At 74.7% G+C, this 18,559-nt stretch carries 17 protein-coding genes; 5 read left to right on the top strand and 12 right to left on the bottom strand.

Annotation, left to right across the window (positions count from 1 at the left end):
* Positions 1-29 precede the first annotated feature (29 nt).
* The 10 genes from HPC71_RS16375 to HPC71_RS16330 form a co-directional block, all read right to left on the bottom strand.
* Positions 30-731 (bottom strand): response regulator, encoded by a 702-nt coding sequence (locus HPC71_RS16375; protein ID WP_253943750.1) that lies wholly within the window; start codon positions 729-731, stop codon positions 30-32.
* Positions 704-1,972: a sensor histidine kinase gene (locus tag HPC71_RS16370; RefSeq protein ID WP_154614743.1), complete on the bottom strand. Its 1,269-nt coding sequence runs from the start codon at positions 1,970-1,972 to the stop codon at positions 704-706. The genes HPC71_RS16375 and HPC71_RS16370 overlap by 28 nt, the downstream gene beginning before the upstream one ends.
* Positions 1,973-2,204: 232 nt before the next feature.
* Positions 2,205-3,143 (bottom strand): D-alanine--D-alanine ligase family protein, encoded by a 939-nt coding sequence (locus HPC71_RS16365; protein ID WP_171896933.1) that lies wholly within the window; start codon positions 3,141-3,143, stop codon positions 2,205-2,207.
* Positions 3,144-3,151: 8 nt separating this feature from the next.
* The gene (gene alr / locus HPC71_RS16360) at positions 3,152-4,321 is read right to left on the bottom strand and encodes an alanine racemase (protein WP_171896932.1); all 1,170 of its coding nucleotides are present in this window, start codon (positions 4,319-4,321) and stop codon (positions 3,152-3,154) included.
* Entirely contained in the window at positions 4,318-4,953 is a 636-nt protein-coding gene (locus HPC71_RS16355; protein ID WP_154614744.1) for a M15 family metallopeptidase, read from the bottom strand. Before HPC71_RS16355 ends, alr begins: the two co-directional genes overlap by 4 nt.
* Positions 4,954-5,058: 105 nt before the next feature.
* Positions 5,059-7,173, bottom strand: coding sequence for a xanthine dehydrogenase family protein molybdopterin-binding subunit (locus tag HPC71_RS16350; protein WP_154614745.1), 2,115 nt, complete (start codon positions 7,171-7,173; stop codon positions 5,059-5,061).
* On the bottom strand, positions 7,170-8,165 hold the full coding sequence (locus tag HPC71_RS16345) for an FAD binding domain-containing protein (RefSeq protein WP_154614746.1): 996 nt from the start codon (positions 8,163-8,165) through the stop codon (positions 7,170-7,172). The genes HPC71_RS16350 and HPC71_RS16345 overlap by 4 nt, the downstream gene beginning before the upstream one ends.
* Positions 8,162-8,683, bottom strand: coding sequence for a 2Fe-2S iron-sulfur cluster-binding protein (locus tag HPC71_RS16340; protein WP_154614747.1), 522 nt, complete (start codon positions 8,681-8,683; stop codon positions 8,162-8,164). Before HPC71_RS16340 ends, HPC71_RS16345 begins: the two co-directional genes overlap by 4 nt.
* 727 nt (positions 8,684-9,410) lie before the next feature.
* The gene (locus HPC71_RS16335; RefSeq protein ID WP_171896931.1) at positions 9,411-10,676 is read right to left on the bottom strand and encodes an HNH endonuclease signature motif containing protein; all 1,266 of its coding nucleotides are present in this window, start codon (positions 10,674-10,676) and stop codon (positions 9,411-9,413) included.
* 448 nt (positions 10,677-11,124) lie between these two features.
* Entirely contained in the window at positions 11,125-11,532 is a 408-nt protein-coding gene (locus HPC71_RS16330; RefSeq protein ID WP_154614749.1) for a CoA-binding protein, read from the bottom strand.
* A 163-nt stretch (positions 11,533-11,695) separates the two neighbouring features.
* Between HPC71_RS16330 and HPC71_RS16325 the strand changes: the two genes are divergently transcribed.
* From HPC71_RS16325 to HPC71_RS16315, 3 genes are all read left to right on the top strand, one after another.
* Positions 11,696-12,574, top strand: a complete 879-nt coding sequence (locus tag HPC71_RS16325) for an Ig-like domain repeat protein (protein ID WP_154614750.1) — start codon at positions 11,696-11,698, stop codon at positions 12,572-12,574.
* 109 nt (positions 12,575-12,683) lie between these two features.
* Entirely contained in the window at positions 12,684-13,415 is a 732-nt protein-coding gene (locus HPC71_RS16320; RefSeq protein WP_154614751.1) for a sulfite exporter TauE/SafE family protein, read from the top strand.
* Positions 13,416-13,476: 61 nt separating this feature from the next.
* Positions 13,477-14,025, top strand: coding sequence for a Dps family protein (locus HPC71_RS16315; RefSeq protein WP_154614752.1), 549 nt, complete (start codon positions 13,477-13,479; stop codon positions 14,023-14,025).
* Between the two features lie 78 nt (positions 14,026-14,103).
* Here the strand turns inward: HPC71_RS16315 and HPC71_RS16310 are convergent, their stop codons facing one another.
* Together HPC71_RS16310 and HPC71_RS16305 are read right to left on the bottom strand one after the other, a co-directional pair.
* The gene (locus HPC71_RS16310; RefSeq protein WP_154614753.1) at positions 14,104-14,970 is read right to left on the bottom strand and encodes a crotonase/enoyl-CoA hydratase family protein; all 867 of its coding nucleotides are present in this window, start codon (positions 14,968-14,970) and stop codon (positions 14,104-14,106) included.
* Complete coding sequence (locus HPC71_RS16305) at positions 14,967-16,277, bottom strand: LCP family protein (protein WP_154614754.1); 1,311 nt, start codon at positions 16,275-16,277, stop codon at positions 14,967-14,969. The genes HPC71_RS16310 and HPC71_RS16305 overlap by 4 nt, the downstream gene beginning before the upstream one ends.
* 23 nt (positions 16,278-16,300) lie before the next feature.
* Between HPC71_RS16305 and HPC71_RS16300 the strand changes: the two genes are divergently transcribed.
* Together HPC71_RS16300 and HPC71_RS16295 are read left to right on the top strand one after the other, a co-directional pair.
* Positions 16,301-16,846, top strand: a complete 546-nt coding sequence (locus tag HPC71_RS16300) for an acyl-CoA thioesterase (RefSeq protein WP_154614755.1) — start codon at positions 16,301-16,303, stop codon at positions 16,844-16,846.
* A gap of 130 nt (positions 16,847-16,976) precedes the next feature.
* Positions 16,977-18,440: an LCP family protein gene (locus HPC71_RS16295; protein ID WP_154614756.1), complete on the top strand. Its 1,464-nt coding sequence runs from the start codon at positions 16,977-16,979 to the stop codon at positions 18,438-18,440.
* Positions 18,441-18,559: the final 119 nt, after the last annotated feature.

Here is an 18,559-nt window from a genome sequence, read left to right as displayed (position 1 = left end):
CCCGCAGGTTCGTTGGCGTCCCGGCGGGCTCAGCCGGCGAGGCCGTGCTCGTGGGCGAAGACCACGATCTGCACGCGGTCGCGCAGGCCGAGCTTGCGCAGGATCGCGCCGACGTGGGTCTTGACCGTCGACTCGCTGGCGTAGACCAGCCCGGCGATCTCGGTGTTCGACAACCCCCGCGCGACGGCGGCGAAGACCTCGCGCTCCTTCTCGGTCAACGAGCCGTACGCCGCCGGCACGGCCGCCCGCGCCCGGAACTGCCCGTCGAGCAGCGTGGAGAGGTCCTGCGGGGCGAGCACCGCGTTCCCGGCGTGCACGGTGCGGATCGCGTCGCGCAGCATCAGCGGGGTGGTGTCCTTGAGCAGGAACCCGCTCGCGCCGTACCGGATCGCCGTGGCCGCCCGGTCGTCGAGGTTGAACGTCGTCAGCACCACCACGCGCACCGGCCGGGTCCGCCGGGCCGCGCGGTCGGGGGAGAAGACCTGGCGGGTGGCCTCCACGCCGTCCATCTCCGGCATCCGGATGTCCATGAGCACCACGTCGGGCTCGAGCTCGTCGACCAGCCGGACCGCCTCGAGGCCGTCGCCCGCGGAGCCGACCACCCGCATGCCCGCCTGGGCGTCGATGATGACCCGCACGCCCTCGCGGAAGAGCTCCTGGTCGTCGACGAGGAGCACCCGGATCTCCTCGGCGGCCACGCCGCTCACCGGCCCGCCCGCAGCGGGACCCACGCGGTGGCGGTGAAGGTGGCCCCGCCCGGCTCCTCGCGGCGGCGTACGTCGAGCCGGCCACCGACCGCCTCGAGCCGGCGCCGCATGCCCTCCAGCCCGTGCCCGACGCCCGCCTGTGCGGCGAGCTCGGCGGGGTCGACGCGCGCGAGCGGGCGGGTCTCCTCCTCGGTGGTGGCCGCGTCGCCGACGACGTTGCGGACCTCCAGGCGCAGCTCGCCCTCCCAGTGCCGCTCGACGCGCACGGGCTCGCCGCGGCGGCCGTGGCGGATCGCGTTGGTGAGCATCTCCTGGAGCACGCGGTAGGCGACGACCTCCAGCTCCGGCGGCAGCGGCCGGGGGGCGCCGACCTCGGTGGAGACGACCTCGTGACCGCTGGCGCGGACGCCCTCGACGAGCGCCTCGAGGTCGCCGTGCTGGCCGGCCGCGGGGGCGCCGGCCGGGGCGCTCAGCACCTGCCGGACGTCCTGGAGGGAGGTGCGGGCGGAGGTGGCGATGTTGGCCATCGTGCGCTTCAGGGCGGCGGTGTGGGCGGCGGGGTCGTCGTCGGGGAGGTACTGCGCGGACTCGGCCTGGGCGAGGATCACCGCGAGCGAGTGACCGACGACGTCGTGGACGTCGCGGGCGAGCCGGGCCTGGCTCTCCTGGAGCCGGGCGATCTCCTCGGCCTGGTCGCGCTCGGCCTCCGCCTCGACCTGGGAGACGCGCGAGCTGCGGGCCCGGTCGAGGAAGCGCAGCGCGAGGCCGAGCAGCCACGGCGTCGCGAGCAGCGCGAAGATCAGCAGGCTCGCCGGGATCCGCCAGTCCCCGCCGCGGTAGGCCGTCTCGGCGAGCATCCGCACGCCGACGATCTCCAGCGCGCGGTAGACCAGGTCGCTGTCGAGCCAGAGCACGGCGATGATCGCGCCGAGCGGCATCGAGAGGGCGCTGAGCCACACCGTCACCGCGCTGCCCCAGCGCGCGCAGCCGAAGGCGACCACCGCGAGCAGGACCTCGACGAGCAGCGCGCCGACCCCGCTGGTCACCTGCACCACCCCGGCGAACCACGCCGCCGCCAGCGCCGCAGCCGGCAGCGCCCGGGACAGGCCGACGCCGACGGCGACCGCGAGCACGAGGAGGTACGCCGCCGGGCGCTCGTCGTCGAGGTAGATGTTGCCGTGCACCTCGACGATGCCGAGGGCGAGCGTGGCCACGCCGGCCGCGGCGTCCGGGGCCCAGCGTTGCCAGGCGGGCACGTCCCTCATGCCGCCACCGCCGCCCTGCCGGGGGACGCCGCGCGCCGCCGCTGCAGCGGGGCCTCGACGCTGGTCCGGGTCCGCCACGAGGACGGCACGACCGCCGTGAGGAGCGCGATGGCCGGGCCTCCTGCCAGGTAGGTGAGCGCGTGATCGCGCAATCGAACCACGGCCAGGACGGCGAGGGCCGCGAGGGCCACCGGCACGGCCCGGGCCGCGGCCCGCGCCGGGTGGCTCCCACTCACGCGAGCGCCGCGCGCACGAGCTCGTCGAGCAGCGCGGCGTAGGGCAGGCCGGCGGCGGCGAACATCCGCGGCACCTGCGAGTGCTCGGTCATCCCCGGCACGGTGTTGACCTCGTTGAGGACCAGCCCGCCCGCGGTGAGGAAGAAGTCGACCCGCGCGACGCCGTCGCAGCCGAGGGCGGCGTACGTCGCCAGCGCGGCCTCCTCCAGCGCCTTGGCGTCGACCTCGTCGAGCGCCGCGGGGACACGCAGGTCGGCGCCGCCGCCGTACTTCGCCTCCAGGTCGAAGAGCCCGTCGACGACGATCTCGAGCGCGGGGGAGGCCAGCAGCGAGCCGTCGGCGCGGCGCAGGACCGCCACGTCGACCTCGCGGCCGACGACGACCTCCTCGACCAGCACCCGGTCGTCGAGGGCGAGCGCGGCCGCGAGGGCCGGGGCCAGCGCGCCGGGGTCGCGGACGAGGGTGACGCCGTGGCTGGAGCCGGCGGCGACCGGTTTGACCACGACCGGCCCGGTCCAGGCGAGGCCCGTGGCGGTGGTTGCGGTGACCACGCGGCCGGGCGCGGTGGCGATGCCGACCGCCTCGGCGACCAGCTTGGTGACCCACTTGTCCATCGCGACCGCGCCCGCGCCGACGCCCGAGCCGACGTAGGGCCGGCCGGCCAGCTCGCACAGCGCGGCCAGCGTGCCGTCCTCGCCGTGCGGGCCGTGCACCACCGGGAGCACCACGTCGCAGCCGGCCAGCACGCCCACGGCTCCGGCGAGGTCGAGCCGCGCGCCCTGCCCGTCGAGCCACGAGCCGTCGCGGTCGATGGTCAACCGCACCACGTCGTACGTCGCCGGGTCGAGCGCGCCCGCAACAGAGGCGGCCGAGGCCAGCGAGACGTCGTGCTCGCAGCTGCGTCCGCCGCCGATGACGGCCACGCGCGCGCTCACACGCGCGCTCACACCAGGCCCCGCAGGTGCGCGGCGCCGGTGACGTGGCGCTCGAGGCGGGTGCCGAGCCGGGTGGCGGCGCCGAGCCCGGTGAGGACCTCGTGCGGGATCGTGCCGGCCCACCGGGCCCAGTCGGCGGCGGTCGGCTCGCCGGCGTCGCCAGGGCCGAGCAGGGTGACCGTCTCGCCCGGCGCGACCGGCCGCTCGCCGAGGTCGACGACCGCCTGGTCCATCGAGAGCAGGCCGACCAGCGGGCGGCGGGCGCCGCGGACGAGCACCTCGGCCCGGCCGGAGGCGGCGCGCGGCAACCCGTCGGCGTACCCGAGCGGGACCAGGCCCAGGTGGGTGGCCCGGTCGGTGCGGTGGTGGTGGCCGTAGCCGACGCTCGAGCCGGCCGGCACCCGGCGCACCGAGACGACGGGGGCGGTGAGGGTGAGCGCGCCGCGCAGGGCGGTCGTCCCCGAGGGGTCGATGCCGACCAGGCCGGCCCCGACCCGGCTCATCGTGTGGTGGCTGCGGGGGTCGGTGAGGGTGGCGGCGGTGGCCGCGAGGTGGCGGTGCTCGGGGCGCAGGCCGGCGGCGCGGGCGGTCTCCAGGGCCCAGGCGAACCGGGTGCGGCCGTGGGTGTTGCAGGTGTCGCCGGGGGTCTCGGCGCAGCCGAGGTGGCCCATCACGCCCACGACCTCGACCAGGCCGCGCCGTTCGGCCCGGCGCGCCGCGGCGCACAGGCCCGACCAGCTCGCGGGGGCCGCGCCGTCGCGGGCCATGCCGCAGTCGACGTGCAGGTGGACCCGGGCGCGGCCGGGCGCCGCCGCCACCGCGGTCAGGTGCTCGGCGCTCGGCACGGCCACGTCGACCTCCGCGGCGACCGCGGCCGCCCAGTCGGCGCCCACGGGGTTGAGCCAGCTCAGCACGGGCGCGCGCAGCCCGGCGGCCCGCAGCGGCAGCGCCTCGGCCAGCGCGGTGACGCCGAGCCAGGTGGCGCCGTGGGCGAGGGCGGTGCGCGCGACGTCGACCGCGCCGTGGCCGAAGCCGTCGGCCTTGACGACCGCCATCAGCGCCCCGCCGGCGCGGTCGGCGAGCAGGCGGGTGTTGGCGCCGACGGCCGCGAGGTCGACCTCGAGGACGGGGCGCGCGGCGGTCGCCGGGACCGCGACGGTGGGACAGGTCGCGCTCACGCCGCCACCGCCTCGGTGAGCGGGCCGTGCAGGGCGTGGGCGGCGCCGGTGACCAGCGCCCAGTACCGGTCGCCGTGGCTCCAGTGCCACCACTCCGTCGGGTAGTTCACCAGGCCCTCGCCGCCGAGCACCCGGGCGAGCAGGTCGCGCCGGGCGCGGGCCGCGGCGGGGATGTCGGCGGCCGCGGTGAAGCACCGGCCGCCGCTCTGCTCGGGGGTCGCGTCGATCGGGGTGCCGAGATCGAGCTCGACGCCGGCCGGTTCGGCGGCGACGTCGACCAGGGTCAGGTCGACCGCGGCCCCGGCCACGTGCGGGGCGACGTCGAGCGGAGCGACGAACCGGCTGGTGAGCCGCTCGAGATCGGCCGCGCCGAGACCGGGGTGCAGGGCGCGCACCTGCGCGGCGTACCGCTCGATGATGGCCTGCTGGTCGGCGGCGCTGCGGTGCCCCTCGACCACCCGCAGGCGCAGCCCGGCGGGGAGCGCGGCGTCGGCGCGGAGCAGGCGCTCGGCCAGGCCGCGGCGCACGCGCGCGCCGGCGGGGGAGAGGTCGGCGCCGAGGCGGACGAGGGGCTCGCCGGACTCGACCACCGGTACGGCGCGGACCCGCGGGTCCGCGAGGAGGATCGTCATGACGGCAACGCTGCCGCCCCACGACCCTCCTCCGCGTCCGCCGCAGGTGCCGGAGCGCTGTCCTCCAGGACGAGAGCGCTCCTCCCGGGGCCTGCTCCTGGGGCGCTACTCCAGGAAGCGGTCGGCGGTGACGGGCAGGTCGCGCACCCGCACCCCGGTGGCGTGGTACGTCGCGTTGGCGACGGCCGCCGCGGTGCCGACGATCCCGATCTCCCCGATGCCGCGCGAGCCCATCGGGGTGGACAGCTCGTCGCTCTCCTCGAGCCACTCCGCGTCGAGCTCGCGGACGTCCGCGTGCGCGGCCACGTGGTACGTCGCCAGGTCCTGGGTCACGGTGTGCCCGGTCCGCGGGTCGCGCCAGCCGTCCTCGAACAGCGCCGCCGACAGGCCCATGACCAGGCCGCCGAGCAGCTGGGAGCGGGCGGTCCGCGGGTTGACGACCCGGCCCACGGAGTAGACGCCGAGCAGCCGCGGCACGCGCACCTCGCCGGTGTAGCGGTGCACCCGCGCCTCGCAGAACACCGCGCCGAAGGAGTGCAGCGCGTGGCCGTCCATGTCGGCGTACTGGCCGGACGCGGCGGTGGTCTCCACGCCCGGGTCCGGGTGGTCGCCGTGGTCGGCGCGGAACTGCTGGGCCGCCGCGACGATCGCGGTGCCCCAGCTCGTCGTGCCCGACGAGCCGCCGGCGACCGAGCCGAACGGCAGGTCGCTGTCGGCCATGTCGAGGTCGATCGCCTCGGGCGGGCAGCCGAGGGCGTCGGCGGCGATCTGGGCGAGCACGGTGCGGGCGCCGGTGCCGATGTCGGTGGCGGCGATGGCGACGCCGTACCGGCCGCCGTCCAGGGAGCGGATCCGCGCGACGTTGCCGGGCATCCACAGCATCGGGTAGGTCGAGGCGGCCATGCCGGTGCCGACCCACCACTCGCCGTCGACGGTGGCGCGCGGCTCGACCGGCCGGTCGGCCCAACCGAAGCGCTCGGCCCCGCGGCGCAGGCACTCGACCAGGCGGCGGTTCCCCCACGGGTTGCCGGTGTCGGGGTCGACCTCGGGCTCGTTGCGCACGCGCAGGTCGACCGGGTCGACGCCGGCGTGCAGCGCGAGCTCGTCCATCGCGACCTCGTGGGCGAACATCCCGGGCATCTCGCCGGGCGCGCGCATCCACGACGGCACCGCGACGTCGAGCTCGGCGACCCGGTGGGTCGTGGCACGGTGCGGCGCGGCGTACATGACCCGGGCCGGCACCGCCGACTGCTCGGCGAACTCCTTGATCCGCGAGGTCTGGGAGACCGCGTCGTGGCGCAGCGCCTCGAGCCGGCCGTCGGGGTGCGCGCCGAGGCGGACGTGGGAGCGGGTCGCGGTGCGGTAGCCGGTCAGCGCGAACATCTGCTGCCGCGTCACCGCCAGCCGGACCGGCCGCCCCGGCACGGTCATCGCCGCCAGCGCCACCGCGACCTCCGGGGCGTGGGGGAGGCCCTTGGAGCCGAACCCGCCGCCGACGTACGGCGCGAGCACCCGGACCTGCTCCTCCTCCAGCCCGAGCAGCGGCGCGAGGGTGCCGCGCACCGGCCGCGGGCCCTGGGTCGAGTCGTGCAGCGTGAGCCGCTCGCCGTCCCACAGCGCGGTCGCGGCGTGCGGCTCCAGCGGGCTGTTGAACTCGTGGGGCGTCGTGTACGTCGCGTCGACGGTCACCAGCGCGCGGGCCAACGCCTCGTCGGGGTCGCCGTCGAGGGTGTCGGTCTCCGAGCCGCCGTTGACCTCCTCGGGGGCGAAGGTCGGGCTGTCGGCGTCGAAGACCACCTCGTGCGGCTGCGCCTCCTGCTCGACCCGCACGAGCGCGGCGCCCTCGCGGGCGGACTCGGAGGTCTCGGCGAGCACGACCGCCACGATCTGCCCGCGGAAGCCGACGGCGTCGTCCTGGAGCACCGCGAGCTCCCGGTCGCTGGTGTCGGCCAGCCGCGGCGCGCTGGCGTGGTCGAGCACCGAGACGACGCCGGCGTGGTCGAGCGCGGCGCTCGCGTCGACAGCCACCACGCGGCCGCGGGCGACCGTCGAGGTGACCAGCCAGGCGTGGAGCGGCGGCCGGCCGTCCGCGCCGGTGACCGGGTGCTCGACGGCGTACGTCGCCGCGCCGGTGACCTTCTCCACGCCGTCTCGGCGCAGCAGGCTGGTGCCGATCGAGCTGGGCGCGATCGGGGTGGGGGTGACCTCGTTGGCGGTCATCGGGTCGCTCCTTCCGCGAGGCCGGTGAGGGTGAGGGCGGTGAGGTTGCGGACCATCGGCACCTTGTACGCCGTCTGGTCGTCGGTCACCGCCGCGGCGAGCTCGGCCTCGGCGGCCTCGCGGACCGCCTCCTCGCTCACGAACCGGCCGCGCAGCGCCTCCTCGGCCACCGCCGCCCGCCAGGGCTTGTGGGCGACCCCGCCCCAGACGATCCGCAGGTCGCGCACCCGGCCGTCCTCGTCGAGGTCGAGGCCCGCGGCGACGGAGACCAGGGCGAAGGCGTACGACGCCCGGTCGCGCGCCTTGCGGTACGTCGAGCGCCGCGCCGTCGGCGACGCCGGCAGCTCGACCGCGGTGACCAGCTCGCCGTGGGCCAGCGTGGTGTCCTGCTCGGGCCGGTCGCCGGGCAGCCGGTGCAGGTCTCCCATCGGCACCCGCCGCTCGCCGTCCGGGCCGAGCACGACCACGGTCGCGTCGACCGCGGCCAGGCCGACGGCCAGGTCGGAGGGGTGCGTGGTCACGCAGGCCTCGCTCGCGCCGAGGACCGCGTTGTAGCGCCCGTAGCCGCCGATCGCGCTGCAGCCGCTGCCCGGCTCGCGCTTGTTGCAGGGCGTGGTGACGTCCTGGAAGTACACGCACCGCGTGCGCTGCAGCAGGTTGCCGCCGGTCGTCGCCTGGTTGCGGATCTGCCCCGACGCCCCGGCCAGCAGCGCCCGCGCCACGACGGGCCAGCCGCGGCGGACCGCCGGGTGGGCGGCCAGGTCGCTGTTGCGCACGTTGGCTCCGACCCGCAGGCCGCCGTCGGGCAGCTCGGTGACCTCGTCCATCGGCAGCCGGCTGACGTCGACGAGCGTGGTGGGGGAGGCGACGCCGAGCTTGAGGTGGTCGACGAGGTTCGTGCCGCCGCCGAGGAACCGGGCCTCGGGGTCGCCGCTGACGAGCGCGACCGCGGAGGCGGCGTCCTCGGCGCGGTGGTACGTCAGCTCCTTCATGCCGCGCCCTCCTGCTGTCCAGCCTGCTTCACGGCGGCGAGGATCCCGGCGTACGCGCCGCAGCGGCACAGGTTGCCGCTCATCCGCTCCCGGACCTCCTCGTCGGTGAGCTCCGGGTCGGCCTCGAGGTCCTCGCTGACGTGGCTGCTGTGGCCCTGCTCGATCTCGTCGAGGACGCCGACCGCCGAGCACACCTGGCCCGGCGTGCAGTAGCCGCACTGGTAGCCGTCGTGGTCCAGGAACGCCTTCTGCACCGGGTGCAGCCCGCCGTCCGGCCCGCTCAGCCCGCCGGCCGTCGTCACCTCCGCCCCGTCGTACGCCACCGCCAGCGCCAGGCAGGTCAGGTGCCGGCGCCCGTCGAGCAGCACCGTGCACGACCCGCACTGCCCGTGGTCGCACCCCTTCTTGGGGTTGGTCACGCCGAGCCGCTCGCGCAGCGCGTCGAGCAGCGTCGTCCGGGTGTCGACGGTGACGGTGCGTTCCCGTCCGTCGACGGTCAGGGTGATCTCCGCGTCCATGGCGACGCAGTACCCACCCCCTCGCCGGGCCCGTCCCGCCGGTCGAGCAGCGAGCTCCGGCGGCCACCCGCTGGTGCGGTGTCGAAGGACTTCGGGAAAGACGTGGTTGCGCGCCGCTGGCTGCTGGGGCGCGTCCGTGGGTGGCGGGTGGTGCGGTGTGGGGAGATTTTGAGGAAGACGTGGTTGCGCGCCGTCGTGGTCGAGGCACCTGGGCGCGGTTGCTTCTCGGCTCGCGGTCGGCGGGGGTCGACCGTTGTGGTTGCGTTGGTCGAGAGCTGTGCCCTGTGTCCCGTTGGTCGAGCAGCGAGCCCTGGCGAGCGTGTCGAGGCCCGGTGAGGTGCCTGCGGCCTGTGGTCCCGCGGCCGCTGGCGGTGGCTGGGGCGCGTCCGCCGGCGGCGGGTGGTGCGGTGTAGAAGGACTCTGAGAAAAGACGTGGTTGCGCGCCGTCGTGGTCGAGGCACCTGGGCGCGGCTGCTTGTCGGCTCACGGTGGCCGGGGGTCGACCGCTGTGGTTGCGGTGGTCGAGGGATGCGCCCTGCGTCCCGCTGGTCGAGCAGCGAGCCCTGGCGAGCGTGTCGAGGCCCGGTGAGGTGCGCAGGGCCTCGGGGTGGTCGAGGCACCTGGGCGCGGTTGCTTGTCGGCTCGCGGTGGGTGGGGGTCGACCGTTGTGGTTGCGGTGGTCGAGGGATCTGACTGCGGGGCGGACCTGATTCGTCGGCTGGTCGGCCTATGTCCTTCGGTGGAAGGCGACCTTCCCGCCGGGGAGGTGGGTGGTCTCGAAGGCGGGGTCGTGGATGCGGGCGTGGTGCCGGGGGCAGAGGTTGCGGGCGTTGGCCAGGTCGGTCTTCCCGCCACTGGACCAGGGTTGGTCGTGGTGGGCGTGGCAGAGGTGGGCGGGCCAGTCGCAGCCCTCGGCGGTGCAGGTGGGCTGGGTGAGGTTGAGGGCGCGTCGCTGAGCGCCGGAGAACAGTCGGGTCTTGCGGCCGAGGTCCAGCAGCTCGGACCTGCTGCCCAGCACCGCCGGGATCAGTCCGGCTTCGCAGGCGAGTCGCCTGGCGGTGGCGGCGGAGATGACGCGCCCGTCGTCGAGCACTCCCGGTGCGAGCCCACCGACGAGCGACTCGAGATCCATCGTGACGACGACGGTGGCGTTGAGGCCGCCGAGCTTCGGGAGGTTGGTGGGGAGTCGTTCGAGGAGCTCGCAGAACGCGTCCCCCATCCGTTCCGGGGACGGCCGCCGCTCGACCTGCTCGACCTGGTCCGCCTCGGGGTCCTTGGTGGCGGCTTGGTGCTTGGGAGCGGCGTACGCGAGGAGGGTCTTGTGGAGCATCGCGGCGCGGAGCTCGGGGATGGAGAACTTCCCGCGGACGCTGCCTTTCCCGTCGGGGCACATGGTCAGCCACGCGTTCGCGCGGGCCTCGCGTTCCTCGCGCTCGAGGGCGGCTGCGTCGCGTGCTTCGCCGATCTCGGGCGCGACGACGGTGAGGACGTGCTTGGCGAGGACCGCGAGCGTCTTCGGGTCGAGGTGGACGGCCTCGTCGAGCAGGTGCTGCTCGGCCCGCGCCGGGACGGTCGGGTCCTCCAGGTCCTCGGGCAGCCGGTCGACACACGAGGTGATCACCCGGGCGTGGCCCACCGAGATCGCTCCCTCGACCAGCGCAGCCGAGGTGGGCGCATGCCGGTCCAAGGACTCCGCCAACCGCGCCCGCCCCTTCGCCACCCGCCGCTCCTGCCGGGTGCGGTGCGCCCACCACGACGCGGTGTCGGTCGCACCGGCTCGTTCGCCGGCGTGCCGACGGTCGGCCTCGGCGACCAGCCGCAGCTCGAGCGCCTCGGCCTGCGCACGCAGCCGCGAGGCCTCGACAAGGGCGGCTTGGACGTCCTCGTCCGACATCGACCACAGGTCCGCGGTCGCCGCCTGGAGCGTCTTGCGGCGGGACTTCGCGACAGCCCGGCACACGGTGTGTGCGTGGTGTCGGGAGTCCTTGGCCATGGGTCTACTCAAGCACTCGCCACCGACAGTCAAAGCACGGTTTCCCCAGGTCAGACCGCATATTGAGACACAACTTCGGCCGGTTTCAGGAGCCGTCCCGGCGACCTCGGAACTAGGGGTCCAAGGCCGGCCCACCCGAGGCCGGGACGCGCGCACGGAGAGCCGGGAGGCGACCGCGACCACGGCGTACCTCTCCCGATAGCTGCCGCCACCGCGACCACCCACGACCCGCAGGCCGCAGTCGAGCCCACCGGGTCTCGACCCGCGCCCAGGGCTCGCAGTTCGACCGGGGTGGGTCGGCGGCGGTTGTTTCATCAAGGGATGCAGCCGGAGCCCCACTTCCCCGTGTGAGCTCACCGTGGGGAGCGAGGGTTCACCTGCATACCTTGATGAACCGACCGGCCCAGTCGAGCGACGCCGCCGAGGCCCGGTGGAGCAGGCGGGACCGTCAGCGGCGACGCCACTCGATGGCGGGGCAGGTGTCCATGACCATGGGGACGCCGGCGGCGGTGGTGCGCTCGAAGGCGGCCTCGTCGACGACGCCGAGCTGGAACCACACGGCCTTCGCGCCGACGGCGACGGCCTCGTCGGCGAACTCGCCGGCGGCCTCGGAACGGCGGAAGACGTCGACGACGTCGATGGGGAAGGGGACGTCGGCGAGGGTGGCGTACCCCTGCTCACCCAGGACCGTCCCGGCGGAGGGGTGGATGGGGACGATGCGCTTGCCGCGGTCCTGGAGCAGCTGCGCGATCTGGTACGCCGTGCGGCTGGGGTCACCGGAGAGGCCCACCACCGCCCAGGTCGTGCAGTCGTCGAGCATGAACCGGACGGCCTCGGGGTCCTGCCAGCTGGTCATGGCCCCAGTGAAGCATCCGCCCGACCACCCGCCCGACCACCCGGCCAGGCCGGAGTGACCGACCGGTTGTGCCAAACCGCTGCGATCCACGTCACACAGACCTACGTTTCTCGGTGGCCGCTGCAGGGAGGCAGCGCCGTCTGCTTCTGGGAGGGAGCTCACCATGACGACTTCTGCTGTCACCAAGCGCCTGGCCGCCACCGGCCTCGCGACCGCACTCGCCACCGGCGCGATGGTCGCCGGCACCGCGGCCCCGGCGAGCGCGGCCGTGTCCGGCGGCGCGACCTTCAGCTGCACGCTGCCGATCCTGAACCTGCCGGTCGACGTCCCGCTGAGCCTGTCGGCCGACGCGCTGCCGACCGACGTCCTCGCGGACTTCGACGTGCCCGGCGGCCTCGTGCCGGTCCTCGGCGAGCTGCAGATCGGCGGGCTGCTCGGCCTGCTCGGCAACCTGCCGCTGCCGATCACCGAGCTCGGCGCCGGCCTGCCCGGCTTCAGCATGCTGCTCGGCACGCTGCCGATCCCGCTGGACGGCCTCGAGTCCGCGGTCGGCCCGCTCTCGCAGGTCGCGGGTCTCGCCGGCACCGTCGGCAGCTTCAAGACTCCGGCCGCCGGCACCTACGACGTCAAGCTGCCCAGCTCCTTCGACCTCAAGGCGCTCGGCCTGCCCGGGCCGCTCGAGGCCCTGGTCCCCGCGTTCCCGTGCACGATCAAGGACGGCCAGAACCCGGTCGTCGGCACCGTCAAGGTCAACAAGCAGTCGGCCGCGATGAACGCCAAGGCCCTGAAGAAGACCGTCAAGAAGGGCAAGCCCGCCAAGGTCGCCGCGGCCGTCGTCCGCCAGGACGGCAAGGTCGCCACCGGCAAGGTCGTCGCCATCCTCGGTGGCAAGAAGGTCGCCAGCAAGCATCTCCAGAACGGCCGCGCCACCCTCTCGGTCGCCAAGCTCGGCAAGGGCACGAAGAAGATCGTGGTCAAGTACCTCGGCAACGGCTCCACCGCGTCGGTCCAGAAGGCCGTCAAGGTCATCGTCAAGAAGTGACCTCCTGACCCCGGCCGCACGGCCGGCGTCGCGCGCCCGGCCGGGCGGGGGAGACCCCGCCCGGCCGGGCTTCATCATTGAAGTCGACTGACTAGGTACTGTTAGCGCCGTGCTCGCCGTCCCGCTCGTCCTCGCCCTCCCCGTCGGGGTGCTGGTCGGCGCGGTCGGTGTCGGCGGGCTCCTGCTGCCCGCCGCGCTCGCCGGCCCCGGCGGGCTCGACCCGCACCAGGCGGCGGCGACCAGCTCGTGGGCGTTCCTGTTCACCGGCGTCGTCGCCCTGGTCGTGCTCGCCCGCACCGGCCGCCTGCACCGCGGCGCCGCCGGCCCGCTCGCCCTCGGGGCCGTCCCCGGCGCGGTCGCGGGCGCGCTGGTCGGGGGCGCGCTCCCGGGGGTCGTGCTCGTCCTGCTGCTGGCGGCGGTGACCCTCGGCTCGGGCCTGCACCACCTCCTCGGCCCGCGACCCGTCGTACGCCACCGCGCCCTGCCGCCCCTCGCGCTCCTCGGCGTCGGCGTGGTGGTCGGGCTCGGGTCGGCGATGACCGGGACCGGCGGGCCGGTGCTGCTCGTGCCGGTGCTGCTGGCGCTCGGGGTCGACCTGCTCGAGGCGATCGCGCTGGGCCAGCTCGTGCAGCTGCCGATCGTCTCCTCCGCCGTCGTCGGCTTCTGGCCGGAGGGGTACGTCGACGTCCGGCTCGGCACCGTGCTCGGGGTGCTCGCCGCGGCCGGCGCGGTCCTCGGGCTGGCGCTCGCGCGCCGGGTGCCGGCGGCCGGCCTGCGGCGCGCGACGAGCGTCGTGCTGGTCGCCACCGGGGCCTACCTGGTGGCCTCGGTCGCCCTCTGAGGCGAGGCCGCGCGAGGGTCCGCCCCGATTCACCCGCGCGGGTGGTGGGTACCTGCGCGACATGACCAAGAAGCTCCGCTACACGGTTCCCGGCATGAGCGAGTCCGACGCCCAGCGCGTCATCGAGCTGCTCCAGGGCCGGCTCGACGCCACCAACGACCTGCACCTGACGCTCAAGCACATCCACTGGAACGTCGTCGGTCCGCACTTCATCGCCGTCCACGAGATGCTCGACCCGCAGGTCGAGGCGATCCGCGGCTTCGCCGACGAGCTCGCCGAGCGCATCGCGACCCTCGGTGGCTCGCCGGTCGGCACGCCAGGCCGGCTCGTGAAGAGCCGGACGTGGGACGAGTACTCCATCGGACGCGCCACGACCCAGGAGCACCTCGGCGCCCTCGACCTCGTCTACACCGGTGTGATCGAGGACTACCGCAAGGGCTTCGAGGAGCTCGGCGAGCTCGACCCGGTCACCGAGGACATGTTCGTCAGCCAGACCACCCAGCTGGAGCTGTTCCACTGGTTCGTCCGGGCGCACCTCGAGGACAAGGGCGGCAACCTCAGCACCGCCGGCGCCACGACCGAGGCCGAGGCGGCCAAGGCCGCCGGCTGACCCACCGCACACCGCACACCGCACGCACCCACGACCGGGGCGTGGACCCTCGGGTCCACGCCCCGGTCGCGTCTGCTCCTAGAAGACCGGCGGGAGCTCCGAGGCGCGCCCGGTGAACCGCGGCTCGCGCTTCTCGCGGAAGGCGGTGACGCCCTCCTTGCCGTCCCCGAGCGAGGTCCAGTACATCGCCAGGGAGTCGTTGAGGTGCGCCTCGAGCGGGTCGGCGGCGGCCGCGCCCCGGTGCAGGAGCTGCTTGGCCAGGCCGAGCGCGACGGGGGAGCGCCCCTTCACGAACGACCGGGCCAGCTCCTGGGCGGCCGGCAGCAGCTCGTCGGGCTGGTGCACCGAGCGGAGCAGCCGTCCGGCGAGCGCCTGCTCGGCGGTGAGGATGTCCGCGGAGTAGACCCACTCCAGGGCCTGCTGCATGCCGACCACGCGGGGCAGGAAGTACGACGACGCCGCCTCCGGCACGATCCCGAGCCGGCCGAAGACGAACCCGATCCGGGCCTTGGTCGAGGCCAGGCGCAGGTCCATCGCCAGCGTCATGGTCGCGCCGATGCCGACCGCGGGGCCGTTGATCGCGGCGATGACCGGCTTGGGCAGCGCGTGGATCGCCAGGGTCACCTTGCCGCCGGTGTCGCGGACGCCGGCGTCGTACGGTTCCTGGTCGTAGGCGGCGCGGAACTGCGCCGGGTCGGGCCGCACCGACTCGTCGAGCCCGAAGACGTTGCCGTCCGCGGAGAGGTCCATCCCGGCGCAGAACGCCCGCCCGGCGCCGGTCACGACCACGGCCCGGACGTCGTCGGCGAGCGCGTCGGTCCGGAAGACGTGCTCGAGCTCGCGGGCCATCGTCACGCTGAACGCGTTGAGCTGGTCGGGGCGGTGGAGGGTCAGCGTCGCGACGCCCAGGTCGTCGACGTCCCACAGCAGGGTCTCGAAGCTCATCCGGTCACTTCCTTCGGCAGTCCCGTCGGAGTGCACAGCCGCCGCGGGATCGAGTCGGTGTCGTCGTCGATGATGGCCTGGAACATCTGCTCCGAGCGCTCGGGGTCCCAGGTGACGGCCAGGTCGCTGATCGGGACGCCGCAGGTGAGGCCCGCCTCGCCGTTGACGCGGGTCATCGCCATCGCCCACATCGCGGCGCGGATCGGGCTGGTGCCCTCGCCGAAGGCGAAGAAGCCCGGCACCGACTGGTTGAGGTCCCAGTAGCGGAACGGGTTGAGCACCGTCCACGGCGAGAGCACCTTCGTGCCGATCGCCGCGACCACCTCGCGCTGGGCCTGCGCACGCTGGGTGTCGCCGAAGCGGGTGTAGGTCTTGCGCGAGCGCGCGTAGCCGAGCGCCGTCGCGCCGTCCGCCTCCTGGCAGCCGGCCTTGATGTCGAGCTTGGCCTGCGGGTCCTTCATCGCGTTCTCGGGGCAGATCTCGATCCCGCCGACCGCGTCGACCACGCCGGCGAGGCCGCCCATGCCGATCTCGACGTAGTCGTCGATGCGGATGCCGGTCGCGTTCTCGATCGTGCGGACCAGGAGCTTGGGGCCGCCGAAGGCGTACGCCGCGTTGATCTTGGTCGTGCCGTAGCCGGGCACCTCGACGTTGGAGTCGCGGGGGATCGACATCAGCAGGTTCGGCCCGGAGCCGGTGTGCAGCAGCATGATCGTGTCGGTGCGCTGCCCCTCCGCGCCGCCGGTGCCGAGCCGCTTGCGCTCCTCGGGCGAGAGGTCGCTGCGGGAGTCGCTACCGACCATGAGGTACGTCGTCCCCGGCTGGTCGGCGGGCCGCTCGCCGTCGGGCTCGAAGGCGACCTTCTCGACGTCGTTCCACGCCAGGACCGGCACGACCACCAGGTAGGCGATCCACGCGAGGAGCAGCAGGAAGATCCAGCGCACCCGCGGGCGCGGGAGCCGGAGGCCGCGGCGGGACCGGCCGGCCGGGCGCGAGGGCCCGGTGGGACCGCCGGGGCCGCCGGGGCCGCCGGGGGAGCGCTGCGGGGTCGGGCGCGGGGTCGGGCGCGGAGTCGGCTGGACGGGCTGGGTCGGCTGGGCGCCACGCGATCGGCCGCCCTCGCGCGGCTGCACCGGCATGACCCGGGTCTCGTCGGGGCGCGGCTCGCGGGCCGGCCGGGGCTGCCGGGGCCTGCGTGGGGGCTCCTGCCCGGCGGGGCCGGACGCCCCGCCCTGCTTGCCGCCGTAGAGCCAGCCGTACTCCGGCGGGTCCCCCTCGGGCCCGCCGTTCCGGGGACGATCTGCCATGGTGCGGACGGTACCGTGCCGGCATGTCGCAGCCCGAGCACGCAGGAGCGTCCGGGAGCCCGCTCGAGCCCCTGCCGCCGTCGTACGCCCGGGTCTCCCTGGGCCAGGTCGTCACCGTCCGCGAGGCCAACCTGCTCGGCAACATCCACGGCGGGGAGATCGTCAAGCTCGCCGACTCCGCGGCCGGTGTCGTCGCGCAGCGGCACAGCGGCGGCCAGGCGGTGACCGCCGCGCTGGACGAGATGACCTTCCTCGAGCCGGTGCACGTCGGCGACATCGTCCGCACCTACGCCCAGGTCAACTGGGCCGGGCGGTCCTCGATGGAGATCGGGGTGCGCATCGAGGCCCAGCCCTGGGACGACCCGACGGTGACCTCGCTGCACGTCGCGTCGGCGTACTTCGTCTTCGTCGCGGTCACGCCCGAGAGCGGCTCGCGGCCGGTGCCGCCGCTGCGCCCCGAGACCCCCGACGAGGTACGTCGCCAGCGCGAGGCCGAGATCCGGCGCGCGCACCGGCTGGCCCGGCGCGAGGAGATCGAGTCGGGCCGGCGTGGCCCACGCGACACCTGAGCGGGAGGCCGATCCGGCCCTCCGGCGCGTCGCGGACCGCTGTGACGCCTGGGACTGGTGATACTGACCGGGCAGCACTGACCTTCCCCTTCAGTACTCACAGCAGTACCCAGCAGAAAGAGGCATGTCGATGCCACCCGTCTCTTCCCCCGGGTTGCTCGACGGCTCGGGCCGCGGGCCGCGCACCCCCGCCGAGGAGCGCGCGGCGCGTGTGCGCTTCCGTCGTGCGATCGCGCTCATGGTGATGACCCTCCTCGTGCCCGGCTCGGCCCAGCTGGTCGCGGGCAACCGGCGCATCGGCCTGATCGCGCTGCGCGTGTGGCTCGGCGTCCTCGCCTCGGGCGCGCTCCTGCTGCTGGTCGGGCTGCTGCACCACCAGGTGCTGTTCACCCTGTTCTCCGACACCGGGCTGCTGCTCGCGCTGCGCCTGGCGCTGATGGTCGGGGCGATCGCCTGGGCAGCGCTGTTCCTCGACGCCTGGCGGATCGGCCAGCCGCTGACCCTGGGCCTCGCGCACCGCCGTGCGGTCGTGGGCGTCAACGGCGTGCTGTGCCTCTCGGTGATCGGCACCATGCTCTTCGGCGCGCACATGGTCGCCGTCCAGCGCGACTTCATCCTCACCATGTTCGGCTCCGACAAGGTCGTCGGTGCCCACGACGGCCGGTTCAACGTGCTCCTGCTCGGCGGCGACGCCGGCGCCGGCCGCTGGGGCCTGCGGCCCGACTCGCTCACCGTCGCCTCCATCGACGCCGAGACCGGCCGCACCGTGCTCATCGGCCTGCCGCGCAACCTGGCGAACTTCCCGTTCCGCGACGGCACGCCGATGGCCGAGGAGTTCCCCGACGGCTTCGACTGCGACGGCTGCTACCTCAACGGCGTCAGCACCTGGGCCCAGGACCACAGCGAGCTCTTCGAGGACTCCGAGAACCCCGGCATCGACGCGACCGTCGCCGCGGTCGAGGGCATCACCGACCTGCGGATCAACTACTGGGCGCTGGTGAACCTCGACGGGTTCAAGGGCCTGGTCGACGCCGTCGGCGGCGTCACCCTCAACGTCCGGCAGCCGATCCCCGTCGGGCTGCCGCACGAGAAGACCTTCCACTACATCGAGCCCGGCGTCCGTAAGCTCAACGGGCACGACACCCTCTGGTACGCCCGGGCCCGCGAGGGCTCCGACGACTACTCGCGGATGGCGCGGCAGAAGTGCGTCATGAACGCGATGCTCCAGCAGGTCAGCCCGCAGTCGGCCGTCCGGAACTTCGAGCGGATCGCCCAGGCCTCCGCCGACATGATCTCCACGAACCTGCCGGCCTCCGAGCTCGACACGTTCATGGACCTCGCGCTCAAGGCCCGCGGCCAGAAGCTCTCCACCCTCTCGCTGGTCCCGCCGATGATCGTCACCTCCGACCCCGACATCGACCTGGTCCGCAGCAAGGTCGAGCAGGCCATCGACCGCGCGGAGGGTGTCGCCACCGCCAAGGGCGGCGGCGCGAAGCCCAAGCCGACCCCCGACTCGGTCACCGGCGGCTCGCTCGGCTCGATGGCCGAGGGGTACGCCGCCAACCAGGCCGAGGACCTCGGCGCCGCCTGCTGATCCCCTCGCTGGTTGAGCAGGCGAGCGCCCCATCGCTGGTTGAGCAGGCGAGCGCCAGCGAGCCGTGTCGAAACCCGGTGAGCTGAACTGCGGCCTCGGGGACGGGCGTACGCCGGAGG

It is taken from the genome of Nocardioides marmotae, from assembly GCF_013177455.1.
GTDB lineage: Bacteria > Actinomycetota > Actinomycetes > Propionibacteriales > Nocardioidaceae > Nocardioides > Nocardioides marmotae.
The sequence above is the reverse complement of the archived record's forward strand: the minus strand, read 5'-3'. Positions and strand labels throughout refer to the sequence as shown.